We start from the raw sequence: 13030 nt of genomic DNA, 5'->3' as shown, positions 1-13030 counted from the left end.
GAATCGACAGGCGATCAGTCGCCGTAGACGTCGAAGTCGAAATACTTGTCCTGGATTTTCTTGTAGGTGCCGTCAGCGCGGATCGCGGTAATGGCCGCGTTGAACTTGTCCTTGAGCGCGGTGTCACCCTTGCGAAGGCCGATGCCCGCGCCGATACCGTTGATTTCCGGATCGATCTTCAGCGTGCCGAGGAGCTTGCAGCAGCTGCCGGCGTCGGACTTGACCCATTCCGAGAGGACGACGACATCGTCGATGACCGCATCGATACGGCCGTTCGAGAGGTCGAGCTTGTATTCGTCCGGCGACGGATAGAGCTTGAGTTCGGCATCCTTCAGGTGCGCCGTGGCGTAGTTGGCGTGCGTGGTCGAGGACTGCGCGCCGATGCTCTTGCCCTTCAGGGCTTCATCGGTCGTGTCGGCGATGGTCGAATCCTTCGGCACGGCAATGGCCGGCGGCGTGTTGTAGTACTTGTTGGTGAAGTCGATGGCCTTTTCACGCTCCGGCGTGATCGACATGGACGAGACGATGGCGTCGAACTTCTTGGCCTGGAGCGCCGGGATGATGCCGTCGAAATCCTGGTTTACGAAAGTGCACTTGATTTTCATCTGATCGCAAAGCGCATTGGCTATATCGATGTCGAAGCCGACGATCTTGCCCGAGGCATCGAGCGATTCGTACGGCGGGTAGGTGGCGTCCGTGCCGATGACGATCGAATCGCCGTCCGCGAGCGCGGCGCCTGCGAAAAGCGACATCGCTGCAAGCGATGCAGCAGCGAAAAGACGGATGGAGATGCGCATTTTGATCCTCTCTGTTGGCGACCGGCAGCTCTTTTTCTTCATTGGCGGCCGGCCAGAATGGAGCGGGCCAGGGACCCGCCTTGGTAAGATAATCGTACTTTTTTTCCGCAAATTGCAACTGGAATTACGAAGAGCTTTCGCACCGCACACTGTCTTCCAAGTGCTTTGCATGGCTTCACAAACTGAATGAAAGCCGTCTGGCGTATTCAGCTAGGGTTAATTCAGCCCTCCTAATAGTGCCGGAACAATACGCCCCCTTGCCGCGATTCAACCCTACGAAGAACGAAAATCGGCCGGGATCATGAGACATCGCCTCTGCGGGCTTGCATCCGCAACCCGGCGGATAATGACGATAAGATAAGAGGAGACCCCATCTATGGGAAAGCGATCCAGACTATTTGCCAGCGCTGCATTCCCGCTGCTTTCGCTGTCGCTTGCATTTGAGCCGGTGGCGGCCGCCGCGCTGCGAGACCAGGCCATTATGCCGCTGAGCAATGACGCCGGCGGATCGGTCGCCGTCAACGGTGGGGCAAGTTTCGAAGTTGCCCAGGAGCAGCCTCAGGGCGGCCAGTCCGAGGAAGAGCTGCGCAAGCACAAGAAGCCGGGTGAAGCCGAACAGGGCGAGCCGCAGGGCCAGAAGCACGAGGCAGCGCCCGCGCAGCAGGGCGGAGCCGAGCCTCAGCATAAGGCGAAGGAAGCGCAGCCCGAGGCGGCGCCGCAACCGCAGAAGCATCAGCCGGAAGCGACGCCGCCGAAGGCCGCCGAGCCGCAGGCGGCTCCGAAACAGCAACAGGAGCAGCCCGCAGAGAAGCCACCGGCACAGAAGCCGCAGGCTCAGCCTGAAGCCAAGCCGCAGCCAAAGGCCATAGAGCCGCAGGCGCAAGAGCCGGCGCCGAAGCCGCATAAGCAACCTGCTGAGCAGCAGCCAACGGCTCAACCGGAAGCAAAGCCGCAGCCGAAGGCCGCACCTGAGACGCAGCAGCAAGGCCAGCCCGAGCAAAAGCAGCACCAGAAGCCGCAAGGCCAGCCAGCCGAGCCGGCACAGCAGACAGCACCCGCCAAGCAGCCGGCACCGGCCGCGCAACAGCCTCAGGCCCAGCAGGCTCAGCCGGCCGAGACAGCGCCACAACAGAAGGCGCCGGCGCAGCAGCCGGCCGAACAGCAGACGGCACCTGCCCAGCAACCGGCGCCGGCCGGGCAACAACCGCAGGGTCACAAGACCCAGCCTGAGACCCAAGCTCAGCCGGCAACGGAGGCAGCACCCGGTAACCAGCAGGGACAGAAGCCCGGCGGTGACAAGGCGCACGGTAAGCCACAGCAAGGCCAGCAGGGCGGCGAGCAACAGCCTGCAGGCAATGCCCAGCAGCCGGCGCAGAAGGGCGAGCCGCAAGGTCAGCAGAGCCAGCAGCCAAATCAAGCGGCTCCGCAAACCGGCAAGCAGCCGCAGCCCGCCAATGAAACCGGCGCTCCCGCGCAAGGCACGGCCACGCCGGCGCCTGCGAACGGTACAGCGCAGCCCAACGGCGCTGCCCAGCCGGGTATCCAGACGACGGTTCCCGCCAGCACACCGGTGTCGCCGCAGGAGCTCGAGCGTCGTAAGAAGATTGCGGAAAATCCCGCCGAGAGCAAAGGGCCTGTCATCCTACCGGTCCAGAACGGTGCCGCCGTGCTGGATAGCGACAAGGATGCCGCCCGTCGCGGACATCGCCAGGGTGGCCAGAACCCCGGCGGTCAAGCCGGGCAGCCGGGCCAGGCAGGTCAAGCTCCCGTAGGTCAGGGCCAGCCGGCTCAAGGTCAAGCGGTCCAGGGTCAGGGCCAAAATGCCCAGACGCCGCCGCCGGCCGCCTACACGAAGCCGCCGACCTCCGATGCCGAGGCACAGCGCGCGGCGGGCGGTCAGCAACAGCCACCTGTGAAGATGGAAGCCGTGACCAGCGAGCAGGGCCGCCGGATGGATGGTCGGCCGAATTTTACGGCGCCGGGCGGAACGACGGTCCAGACCATCATCAATCAGGACAACCGCACCATCGTGAATGTCGACAACAACTATGTCGTTCGCCATGACGATACCGAACGCTTTGTCCGCGGCGGTGAGCGTCCGACCTACGAGCAGCTTCCGCGGGACCGCTATCGCGAGACCATCGATCAGCCGGACGGCGATCGCATCATCACCGTGCGCAACCGATACGGAGACATCATCCAGCGGTCGCGTGTCGATGCGGACGGCCGCGAATATGTGCTGTTCTACTCGCCGGAGCTGGAGCAGCAGCCGGATCACGACGACTATTTCCGCGATCCGGGCGACAGCCTGCCGCCGATGCGTCTGCTCATTCCGCTGAGCCAGTACATCATCGACACCGGAACCGAGCGCGATTCGGACTATTACGACTTCCTGCGTGAGCCGCCGGTCGAGCCTGTCGAGCGCATCTATTCGGTCAATGAAGTGCGCTATTCCGCTCGTATCCGCGACAAGGTGCGCCGTATCGATCTCGATACGATCACCTTCGCAACCGGCAGCGCGGAAATCCCGATGTCGCAGGCGAGCACATTGCGCGGCGTCGCCGATGCTATCGGCCAGATCATCAAGAAGGATCCGACCGAGACCTTCCTGATCGAAGGTCATACGGATGCCGTCGGATCGGCGGAGAGCAACCTGATCCTCTCCGACCAGCGGGCGGAATCGGTCGCCAAGGTGCTGAGCGATGTCTATGGCGTTCCGCCGGAAAACCTGGTGACCCAGGGATATGGCGAGCAATATCTGAAGGTGAACACGCAGGGGCCAGAGCAGGAAAACCGCCGCGTCACCATCCGCCGTATCACGGCGCTGGTGCGTCCGGTCGCTTCCAACCGGTAAAATCTTCTTGTCTCATGATGCAAAGGCCGTCGGGAAACCGGCGGCCTTTGTCATTTGGAGGGTTGGCCGAGCCCGACCGTCGCGGCGATGAAATCGGCGATCGCCTGAGTGTCGTCGAGATTAAAGACGGTCAGTGCGCCGGCATTCTCGACTGGATGATCAGCGGCGATGGCGACGATATGCGGGTCTTGCGGTGCGAGAGGTTCGTTCTTCGCGGCCTCCAGCCGGCGTGCCTCGATCTTCGGGATCGGCTCGCGCTTGTAGCCTTCGATCAGGACGAGGTCGCAGGGCGCGATCCGAGCGAGGATTTCTTCGAAGCTCGGCTCCGGAGCGCCGCGCAGTTCGTGCATGATGGCGTAGCGCGTGCCGGAAACGATGGTGACTTCATGCGCTCCGGCCTCGCGATGGCGAAAGCTGTCGGCGCCGACCTTGTCGATGTCGAAATCATGATGGGCATGCTTGATGGTCGAAATCTTGTAGCCGCGAAGGGTGAATTCGGTGACCAGGCGCACCGCAAGGCCGGTCTTGCCGGAATTTTTCCAGCCGGCGATGCCGAAGATTTTCGGGCGCGGGGTTGTCATGGGGTCCTCTCCAGTGCCGCGAGCCATTTTTCCGCGTCGATCAGGTCGTCAGGCCTATTGATGTTGAAGAAGGGGTCGAGCGGGCCGATCGCCGTTTCGATGGTCGGAAAATCCACCGTCCGGACGAGGTGACGCGCCAGGAAATCCCGGACGCGCCGTTTCTCATCCGCGAGAAGCCAGGATTCGAGATCGTCGGCGACGGAGACGGGCCAGAGACCGAAGACGGGATGATCGCGGCCGAGCGATGCGGCGATTGCGATGTCATCCCGGCCTTCGATAGGGGCTGCGAGCCGAGCAACCAGATTGATCGGGAAAAACGGGCTGTCGATGGGCACGGTGACGATGTGAGAGGTGCGGGGATGATATACCGCCGCATGGCGCATGGCGGTCAGCACGCCGGCGAGGGGGCCAAGCTTGCCAGGAATAATATCGGGGACCAGCGGCAGTCCTTCCGTATCCGGCCAGTCGGCATCGGCGTTAAGCGCGACCGGTATTGTCTGTCGCTGCCCGATCCGCGTCGCGATCCACGTCAGAAGCTTTTCGCCGCCGAGCGAAACGAATGCCTTGTTCATACCCATGCGGCTGGAACGACCGCCGGCAAGCAGGAAGGGCGGGATTTCGGCGGGATCTGCGATGAAGCCGGGCATGCTGGCGACCTCAGGCGGGCACACGCGGCTCTGATTCCTGGGCGATAGGCTGGGCCGCTTGCCGCTTTCTCTCCCGATAGAATGTATAGATGCCGGACGCGATGACAATGGCGGCGCCGATGAAGGTCCAGACATCCGGCACCTCGCCGAAGAAGAGCAGGCCGAGCAACGCCGACCAGATCAGGCTGACATAACGAAACGGCGCGACAAAGGAGATCTCGCCGGTTCGCATCGCCAGGATGGTTGCCTGATAGCCGATCAGCACCAGGACCGATGCCAGCAGGATATGCGAGAACGAGGTGAGGCTGACCGGCTGCCAGCCGCCGAGCGGTGCTGTCAACAGAGCGCCGAAGATCGAAATCGAAACTGCGGTACACACCGTCACCATCAGCGACGGTACGTCCTTATTGATGCAGCGCGTGGCCAGATCGCGCGCGACGGTGACAAACATGCAGGCAATGGAGAGCAGGGCGGCCGTTGTAAATCCTTGGGGGTCGGGGCGGACGATGATCAGTACGCCGGCGAAACCGACGATGATTGCCGCGCAGCGCCGCCAGCCGATAGGTTCTTTGAGAAACAGCGCCGCGCCGAGCGTGACGGCAAGCGGCACCGCCTGCTGAATGGCCGAGGCATTGGCGATGGGCATCATTCCAAGCGCGGTGATGTAGGTTCCCGCCGCGATCGCCTCGCAGGCGATGCGCAGGGCGATCATCGGCTGCAGGATGACTTTCCATGAGCGCAGGGCACCCATGTGCCGGGCGAGCAGATAGACGATGATGCTGGTGAAGAGCCCACGGATAAAAATGATCTCGCCGGCATTCATCACCGAGATGACCGATTTGGACAGGGCATCGCTACAGGCAAAGCCTGCCATTGATGCGGCCATGTAAAGGGCACCCTGCGTATTCTTGGTCCGCGGCATGAAACGATTCCCTGGATATATCAGTTTGACCTACTGTGCTTTTCGTCAAATTGGAATCGCTCATAGTCTGTTGGTGGTGGAATTCGATTGTGCGCCGCAGCGAAACTTCCAGTTGATCGCGTGCCTGGCTTCGATGAAATCGCAAAACGAGACAGAATTTCGGATTTTTCGTAGATTGCACCACCTTTTACGTGTGCGCTTAATTCTTATTCAATCTTATTTCCCGAGGCTCCTACTCGGTTTTGCATGACGCAGAAGCATCTACCGCAGCGCAGCAGGAATGATGATCCCGCCTTCGCCGGATACCAACCAATTTGATTGGGGCGTGGCATGTTCTTCATTGATCGTCTTCTGCAAAGTCGCAGGATCGTGACCAAGGTTCTGATTTTCGTTGTGCCGCTGGTGGTGTTGATCGCCGGTGTCGGCATGGTCGGTTATCACACGGCCAATATTCTCAACGGGCATATGACCGTGACGCGGGCGACGATCGAAAACATCAGCGATTTCGAGAATTTGCAGGCGGCGCTGCAGGAATTCACCACCTCGCCGTCCGATGAGACGCGCCAGGCTCTCACCGGCAAGATCGATGCGCAGGAGGCCGGTGTTCAGCGTCTGAGCGGCCTGCTCAGTGACGACCAGCGTGCCAAGATTTCCACCGTTGGCGCCTTGGCGGACAAGATGCGTGCCCAGACGACTAAGCTTTGGACTATCAGGCAGAAGCAGGACAGCGATGTCGATGCGATCCGCAAGGCGGTGCAGGGCATCGAAGCCGGCGGCAAGGCCGCCGCCAAGCAGATCGACATCATCCGCAAGGAATTCAGCGACAAGGAAACCTTTGCCAAGGAGCTGCTCTACGATGCGGCCGCCTACAAGGGCCTGTCCGAAAAGATGAGCAACCTGCGCATCCAGGTGCAGATGGCTGCCGACGCCGATGAGGAAATCACCGATGCGCGCACCTATGCCGATGCTATTCTGAAGCAGCTGACCATCTCGCAAGCCCTCGTCTCCAAGCGCGGTGCCGGACTGGTGAATAACGCAGCCGACGCAGCCAACAAGCTCGACGCCCTGCTGAAGGGGAGCGGCACGTCCGACCAGAAGGTCGAGGCCATGGGGCCGATCCTGCAGAGCTTCGTGAAGATCGAGGGCGACATGACCCTGCAATCGGCCAAGAACAGCGACACCGCCGCCGATCGCTTCGTCAGTCTCGACAAGATCATCGACGGCCAGAAGGAGCTTCTGGATCGCGTCGACGCGGCGCTCGGCATCATCGATCGCCTGACATTGCATGCGTCACGCATGGAGAATGTCCGCGACGCTGCCTCGCGCGATGCCGTCGTCACCGATCTGAAGGATCTGCAGGAGGTTGCCGCAAAGATTTCGGCACTCGGTCCGACTAACGCCACCATGCGCGACTTTGCCTCTCGTATTCAGCCGCTGATCGACGGCGTGACCAAAGGATCGGCCGATCTGCTGCAGACTTCCGCCGATTGGAAGACGACGCGGGTCGACTCCAACGGCATATTGGCTGATGCGATGACCTCGCTGCGTGGCTTCGTCGCCCAAGCCCAGGAGATCGGCAAGGAAGACAGCGAGCGTTCGGCCAATGTCTCGGTTATCGCCATGATCCTCGGCACGCTGCTGGCGATCGTCGGTGGCCTGATGCTGGTGGAGACGCTGCGCGGACCGCTGAAGCGGGTGACCGAGATTATGACGCGGCTTGCAAGCGGCGATCTGGAAGTGGCGATCGACGGCCGCAATCGCGGTGACGAGATCGGCGACATGGTGCGCTCGGTCACCGTCTTCCGCGATGCTGCTGTCGAAAACGTCCGGCTGGAGCGGGAAGCGGAGAGTGCTCGCGCTCTGTCGGCGGAAGAGGCTGAGCGCCGAGCCGCAGACCGCGCCCGCATCGAGGCCGAGCAGAAGCAGGCGCTGAATGCGCTCGCCGACGTTCTTGCCAAGCTTGCCGACGGCAATCTCGAGGAAAGCATGCGCGAAGACCTCTCCGCTGATTTCGTCGAAATGGCCTTTACCTACAATCATGCGATAGAAGCTCTACGCGAGACCTTGACGGATGTTCGCTACACCGCCGAGGAGATCAAGGGCGGCACCGGCAATCTCGCCATGTCGGCCGACGACCTGGCGCGCCGCACGGAACAGCAGGCGGCGGCGTTGGAGCAAAGCTCGCGGGCGCTGCATCGCCTCAGCGACGTCGTGCGCTCCACTGCCGAACGCGCCAAGCAGACGGCGCTTTCGGTGAACGAGACACAGGCCTATGCCAGCCAGTCCGGCGAAGTCGTCGCCAAGGCTGTTGGCGCGATGAGTGAGATCAATCGCTCGTCGGAAAAGATCGCCACCATCATCGGCGTCATCGACGAGATCGCGTTCCAGACCAATCTGCTGGCGCTGAACGCCGGCGTCGAAGCGGCTCGCGCTGGTGATGCCGGCCGTGGCTTTGCCGTCGTCGCCCAGGAAGTGCGTGAATTGGCGCAGCGCTGCGCCAACGCGGCAAAGGAGATCAAGGGGCTGATTTCCGCGAGCTCTGCACAGGTGCGCAGCGGCGTGCATCTGGTCGAGCAGACCGGCTCGGCGCTGTCGGAAATCATCAGGCACGTTACCGGTGTCCAGAAGCTCGTGTCCGATATTTCCTCCGCGACCGCCGAACAATCGACCGGGATCGAAGAAGTCACGCGGGCGGTTGGCGAAGTCGAACTGATCACGCAGAGGAATGCGGCGATGGTCGAGGAGAACAATGCCGAAATTCACGGCCTGCGCCAGCGCGTCGACACGCTCTCCGAGAAGATCGATCGCTTCCGCACGGGCGATGGTGATGAGACCCACGAGAGCTATGACAATGGCGTTCAGCGGCATCGCGCCGCCTGATAATTTACTTTAGAATGTCGTCATAAATGGCGAGAGTGGTTGGGATTTCCCCAGCTAGCGAAAAGGAGGGTGTGGGTGCCAAGCCCGTTTGCACCATGGCCGTTGCCGCACTTTTCCTTGCTTGGAAGATCGACCTCAAGCATTCTGCACGTTCCGTTGTTGCAAAACGGGTAACTGATCGGAACTTTCGTCAAACTGAGTTCAGAGGCATCGCATGTCCTCCATAACCACCGGTAACGAAAAGCAGTATGGCGACAGCCGAAAGCTTGCCGCGCGAGGCCGCCTCAACCGCGAATATACGATTGCCGAGACCGGCTGGTTTCCATGGGTAGCGGGACAGTTTCCTCTTAAAGCGGGAGATCGCATTCTTGATGTCGGTTGCGGTCCTGGCTGGTTCTGGGCGGCTACGGTCGACAATCTGCCGGAAAGCCTTGACCTCACTCTTTCCGATCTTTCCCCCGGCATGGTGCAGGAGGCGGTTGAACGGTGCCGGCCGTTGGCGTTCGGCCGCGTTACAGATCAGCAAGCCGACGCGACTGCATTGCCCTTCGAGGACGGTTCTTTCGATGCGGTCATCGCGATGCATATGCTCTACCATATACGGGATCAGTCGCTGGCCATCGCGGAGATGTATCGTGTGCTCAAGCCGGGCGGTTTCCTTGCGGTGACAACCAACGGGGCCGGCAACATGCGCAAGATGTATGAACTGACGACCGTGTTCGGCAGTCCTCCCTATGATCCGGCCGGGGCTGCTTTCGGTTACGATACCGCAGAACGGCTCATGCAAGCCCAGTTCGGGAATGTCGCCATGACGCAGCACCCGGCCCGCCTGCGGGTAACCGAGCCGGAAGACGTATTTTTGGCGCTCACGTCCTATCCGCCGGGTGAAGGGGCCGACGAGGTGCAGCTTGCCGCATTTCGGGATGCGATTGCCGAGGCTTTTCGGGCAGGCGGCGGTGCGCTGGAAACCGAGAAGGAAACCGGCCTGTTCATCAGCCGGAAAGCGGCCTGAATTGCCGCGAATTCCTTAGTCTTGCGGCTGCAAATCAGCCGCCCGTGACGCTCATATGGCGCGCGACCGCGGGTCTGTTGTGGGTGCGGTCGATGATGAAATCGTGGCCCTTCGGCTTGCGGGTGATGGCTTCGTCGATGGCGGCGTAGAGGAGGCCGTCGTCTTCGGTGGCCCGCAGGGCGGTTCGCAGGTCGGCGGCATCGTTCTGGCCGAGGCACATATAGAGCGTGCCGGTGCAGGTGAGACGCACGCGGTTGCAGCTCTCGCAGAAATTATGGGTCATCGGCGTGATGAAGCCGAGCCGTCCACCGGTTTCCGCGACTTCGACATAGCGGGCCGGGCCGCCGGTCTTGTAGGGGATATCGGCGAATGTGAATTGTTGCTCGAGGTCGGCGCGCAACTTGGAGAGTGGAAGATACCGGTCGGTGCGGTCTTCCTCGATCTCGCCCATCGGCATCGTCTCGATCACGGTCAGATCCATGCCTCGACCATGGGCGAAGCGCAGCATTTCGGGGATCTCGGCCTCGTTGAAGCCCTTGAGTGCCACGGCATTGAGCTTGATTTTCAAACCAGCCTTCTGCGCGGCGTCGATGCCTTCCATCACCTTGGCGAAATCGCCCCAGCGGGTAATGGCGCGAAACTTGTCGTGGTCGAGCGTGTCGAGCGAGACATTGATGCGGCGCACGCCGCAATCGTAAAGCTCGTCGGCATGGCGAGAGAGCTGCGACCCGTTGGTGGTCAGCGTCAATTCTTCGAGCTCGCCGGTATGAACGCGCTTGCCGAGTTCGCGTACCAGAAACATGATGTTCTTGCGTACCAGCGGCTCGCCGCCGGTCAGCCTGATCTTGCGCACGCCCTTGGCGATGAAGGCGGAACAGAGCCGGTTCAGCTCTTCCAGCGTCAGCAGGTCCTTCTTTGGCAGGAAGGTCATATTTTCCGACATGCAATAGGTGCAGCGGAAGTCGCAGCGGTCGGTCACGGAGACACGCAGATAGGTGACGGCCCGACCGAAGGGGTCAACCATCGGTGACGCATCCGCCACCAGGGGCGATCCGTTGCCTATCGTACCGACAATGCTGTTCACGAAAACCTCCGTTACCATGCTAATGTGTGCATAGGCGATTGTTGCGTCAAGGGAAATGCATTTCGAATGCACTTGCGCGTGAAGAAGCGTCGGCCTACTTCTCCAAACAGACATTGAAACGCATGGGAAAATCGATGGGCGACGTCTGGCCAACCGAATTGAGAGTATCGAAGGACCGTCATCATCTGGTGGTGAGCTTCAACGACGGTGCAAGCTTCGATCTGTCGGCGGAAATGTTGCGTGTGCTGTCGCCATCGGCCGAGGTGCAGGGGCATGGGCCGGGGCAGAAGGTCACGGTGCCGGGCAAGCGCAATGTCGGGATCATGTCGATGACGCCGACTGGAAACTACGCCGTACGCATCGGCTTCGACGACATGCACGATACCGGAATTTTCACCTGGACCTATCTTCGCGAACTCGGTGAGAAGGGTCCGGAGCTTTTCGCGGCCTATGAGGCCGAATTGAAGGAAAAGGGCTTGAGTCGCGATGCGGCCGGCAAGCCTCGCTAACATAGGCTTTCTTTTAAAAAAAACGGGGGCAGGCATGGTCGGTCGGGGCAGGGAAAGCTGGCTGCGCGCCAAGGGCGGCAAGAGCGAAAGCAAGGTCTCTTTCATCGAATTGTTTTTCGATCTCGTCTTCGTCTTTTCGATTTCCCAGCTATCCCATGCCTTGGCCGGCCATTTCACACCGCTTGGCGCTCTTGAGGCCATCATGCTGGTCTTTGCGGTCTGGTGGGTATGGGTGTTTACGGCCTGGGTGACGAACTGGCTCGATCCCGAGCGCATGCCGGTACGCATCATGCTGCTGGTGTTGATGTTTGCCGGCCTGGTACTCTCGGCCTCGATCCCGGACGCCTTCGGCGAAAAGGCCATCTTTTTCGCCGGCGCCTATGTCTTCATGCAGGTGGGTCGTTCGCTGTTTGCCGCCTATGTCTTGAGGGGCGTCAATCCCGGCAATTATCGCAATTTCCTGCGCATCTCGAGCTGGCTGATCCTGTCGGGCATCTTCTGGATTGCCGGAGCGATCCTGGGAGGCGAGGCGCAGGTGGTGCTGTGGCTTGTGGCGCTCGTGATCGAATATGCGTCTCCCGCTTTGGGCTTCCGCGTGCCCGGTCTCGGCAAATCGACCATCGAGGATTGGGATGTCTCCGGCGCGCATCTCGCCGAGCGCTGCGCGCTGTTCATCATCATCTGCCTGGGTGAGGCAGTGCTGCTTGCGGGCAAGACCTTTGCGGAGGAGCCGCTTTCGCTGCTGATGATCGCCGTGTTCATCATTGCCTTCGTCGGTACCGTGGTCATGTGGTGGATCTATTTCCAATTCGGCCATGAGCGCGCCGCCCATCGCATCGAGCACGACGACATGCCCGGCGGCCTGGCGCGGCAAGCCTTCACCTATGCTCATATTCTCATTCTTGCCGGCATCATCCTCAGCGTAGTCGGCGACGAATTCCTGTTCTCGCATGCCCGCGATCAGGCCGACCTACACACCGCAGCCGCCATTCTCGGCGGCCCGGCGGTGTTCCTCATCGGCAATCTCTGGTTCAAGGGCGCGACGACCGGTCGGCCGCCGCTATCGCATCTCGGCGGCCTGGCCGGATTGGCATTGCTGCTTTTGACGCTGCCGATGGTCGTGGTCTATCAGCTCGGCATTCTTGCGACGGCCGTGCTGATTGTCGTGGCGATCTGGGAGTATGCTTCGCTGTCGCGCGCCGTACCGCTTGCCCGGCCACCGGGCCATCACTGATCGTCGACGGCTTCCAGCGGCTCGTGCTCGTCCTGCAGCAGCAGACCGATAATGCGTTCCATATGCCTTGTCATCAGTTCGCATTCCTCGACGGGCGCGTCTGACAGCATGCGGCTTATAAGATCGTTCTGGATGATGATGGCCTCTTCCGTCACCCGCCGACCTTCTTTGGTGAGATAAAGCCGTAGGACACGTTTATCGTTTTTATCGCCGCGCCGCTCAATCAGGCCGCGCTTTTCCATCTGCGGCAAAAGCATGCTCATGTTCGAGCGCCCGACCAGCAGCTTGCGTGCCAGTTCCTGCTGAGAAATGCCCTCGAAACGAAAGAGATTGATGAGGATATCGAGATGCGGCGTCTTGATGTTGAGATGACCGAGCGCCCGGCTGAGCGACTGCTGCATCAGCTGGCAGGCACGGGCAACGGCAATCCAGCTATGAAAACGCGGATGATCCCAAGGGAGGGATTGATTTTTGTTCATCATTGTACTTTATTGTTCATAGTTGAACATA

The 13030-nt window shown here is 60.9% G+C and carries 11 protein-coding genes; 5 read left to right on the top strand and 6 right to left on the bottom strand.

Translation table 11 applies throughout. The annotated features are described in order from the left end of the window. Window positions 1-14: 14 nt before the first annotated feature. Window positions 15-797 (bottom strand): ABC transporter substrate-binding protein, encoded by a 783-nt coding sequence (locus tag PMI03_RS19370; RefSeq protein WP_007696510.1) that lies wholly within the window; start codon window positions 795-797, stop codon window positions 15-17. Between the two features lie 376 nt (window positions 798-1173). Here PMI03_RS19370 and PMI03_RS19360 point away from each other — a divergent pair, with 376 nt between their 5' ends. Beyond that, window positions 1174-3651, top strand: a complete 2478-nt coding sequence (locus PMI03_RS19360) for an OmpA family protein (protein ID WP_007696508.1) — start codon at window positions 1174-1176, stop codon at window positions 3649-3651. A gap of 50 nt (window positions 3652-3701) precedes the next feature. On the opposite strand, the gene mobB is transcribed toward PMI03_RS19360, so the two are convergent. From mobB to PMI03_RS19345, 3 genes are read right to left on the bottom strand one after another with little or no spacing between them, the layout of a single operon-like run. Beyond that, window positions 3702-4232 carry a molybdopterin-guanine dinucleotide biosynthesis protein B gene (gene mobB / locus PMI03_RS19355; protein WP_007696506.1) on the bottom strand — a complete coding sequence of 177 codons (531 nt, stop codon included), beginning with the start codon at window positions 4230-4232 and terminating at the stop codon, window positions 3702-3704. Then, window positions 4229-4879, bottom strand: a complete 651-nt coding sequence (mobA, locus tag PMI03_RS19350) for a molybdenum cofactor guanylyltransferase MobA (RefSeq protein WP_007696504.1) — start codon at window positions 4877-4879, stop codon at window positions 4229-4231. The genes mobB and mobA overlap by 4 nt, the downstream gene beginning before the upstream one ends. Before the next feature lie 10 nt (window positions 4880-4889). Continuing rightward, window positions 4890-5801 (bottom strand): DMT family transporter, encoded by a 912-nt coding sequence (locus PMI03_RS19345; RefSeq protein ID WP_007696502.1) that lies wholly within the window; start codon window positions 5799-5801, stop codon window positions 4890-4892. A 330-nt stretch (window positions 5802-6131) separates the two neighbouring features. Here PMI03_RS19345 and PMI03_RS19340 point away from each other — a divergent pair, with 330 nt between their 5' ends. Further along, complete coding sequence (locus tag PMI03_RS19340) at window positions 6132-8681, top strand: methyl-accepting chemotaxis protein (protein ID WP_007696500.1); 2550 nt, start codon at window positions 6132-6134, stop codon at window positions 8679-8681. Window positions 8682-8895: 214 nt separating this feature from the next. Further along, window positions 8896-9693, top strand: a complete 798-nt coding sequence (locus PMI03_RS19335) for a class I SAM-dependent methyltransferase (protein WP_007696498.1) — start codon at window positions 8896-8898, stop codon at window positions 9691-9693. 34 nt (window positions 9694-9727) lie between these two features. Here PMI03_RS19335 and moaA read toward each other — a convergent pair whose 3' ends face one another. Then, the gene (gene moaA / locus PMI03_RS19330; RefSeq protein WP_007696496.1) at window positions 9728-10777 is read right to left on the bottom strand and encodes a GTP 3',8-cyclase MoaA; all 1050 of its coding nucleotides are present in this window, start codon (window positions 10775-10777) and stop codon (window positions 9728-9730) included. Window positions 10778-10911: 134 nt separating this feature from the next. Between moaA and PMI03_RS19325 the strand changes: the two genes are divergently transcribed. Both PMI03_RS19325 and PMI03_RS19320 read left to right on the top strand, forming a co-directional pair. Beyond that, window positions 10912-11286, top strand: a complete 375-nt coding sequence (locus PMI03_RS19325) for a gamma-butyrobetaine hydroxylase-like domain-containing protein (RefSeq protein ID WP_007696494.1) — start codon at window positions 10912-10914, stop codon at window positions 11284-11286. 34 nt (window positions 11287-11320) lie between these two features. Continuing rightward, window positions 11321-12520: a low temperature requirement protein A gene (locus PMI03_RS19320; protein WP_039974350.1), complete on the top strand. Its 1200-nt coding sequence runs from the start codon at window positions 11321-11323 to the stop codon at window positions 12518-12520. On the opposite strand, the gene PMI03_RS19315 is transcribed toward PMI03_RS19320, so the two are convergent. After that, window positions 12514-12999: a MarR family winged helix-turn-helix transcriptional regulator gene (locus tag PMI03_RS19315; protein ID WP_039974404.1), complete on the bottom strand. Its 486-nt coding sequence runs from the start codon at window positions 12997-12999 to the stop codon at window positions 12514-12516. The genes PMI03_RS19320 and PMI03_RS19315 overlap by 7 nt on opposite strands. Window positions 13000-13030: the final 31 nt, after the last annotated feature.

The organism is Rhizobium sp. AP16, assembly GCF_000281735.1.
GTDB classification, from domain to species: Bacteria; Pseudomonadota; Alphaproteobacteria; order Rhizobiales; family Rhizobiaceae; genus Rhizobium; species Rhizobium rhizogenes.
The sequence above is the reverse complement of the archived record's forward strand: the minus strand, read 5'-3'. Positions and strand labels throughout refer to the sequence as shown.

What these genes read in the sequence shown, in the direction of transcription:
- PMI03_RS19320 (WP_039974350.1), top strand. Translation starts at nt 11,321, where the DNA reads ATGGTCGGTCGGGGCAGGGAAAGCTGGCTGCGCGCCAAGGGCGGCAAG.
- PMI03_RS19335 (WP_007696498.1), top strand. Translation starts at nt 8,896, where the DNA reads ATGTCCTCCATAACCACCGGTAACGAAAAGCAGTATGGCGACAGCCGA.
- PMI03_RS19360 (WP_007696508.1), top strand. Translation starts at nt 1,174, where the DNA reads ATGGGAAAGCGATCCAGACTATTTGCCAGCGCTGCATTCCCGCTGCTT.
- PMI03_RS19325 (WP_007696494.1), top strand. Translation starts at nt 10,912, where the DNA reads ATGGGCGACGTCTGGCCAACCGAATTGAGAGTATCGAAGGACCGTCAT.
- PMI03_RS19370 (WP_007696510.1), bottom strand. Translation starts at nt 797, where the DNA reads ATGCGCATCTCCATCCGTCTTTTCGCTGCTGCATCGCTTGCAGCGATG.
- mobB (WP_007696506.1), bottom strand. Translation starts at nt 4,232, where the DNA reads ATGACAACCCCGCGCCCGAAAATCTTCGGCATCGCCGGCTGGAAAAAT.
- PMI03_RS19340 (WP_007696500.1), top strand. Translation starts at nt 6,132, where the DNA reads ATGTTCTTCATTGATCGTCTTCTGCAAAGTCGCAGGATCGTGACCAAG.
- mobA (WP_007696504.1), bottom strand. Translation starts at nt 4,879, where the DNA reads ATGCCCGGCTTCATCGCAGATCCCGCCGAAATCCCGCCCTTCCTGCTT.
- PMI03_RS19315 (WP_039974404.1), bottom strand. Translation starts at nt 12,999, where the DNA reads ATGAACAAAAATCAATCCCTCCCTTGGGATCATCCGCGTTTTCATAGC.
- PMI03_RS19345 (WP_007696502.1), bottom strand. Translation starts at nt 5,801, where the DNA reads ATGCCGCGGACCAAGAATACGCAGGGTGCCCTTTACATGGCCGCATCA.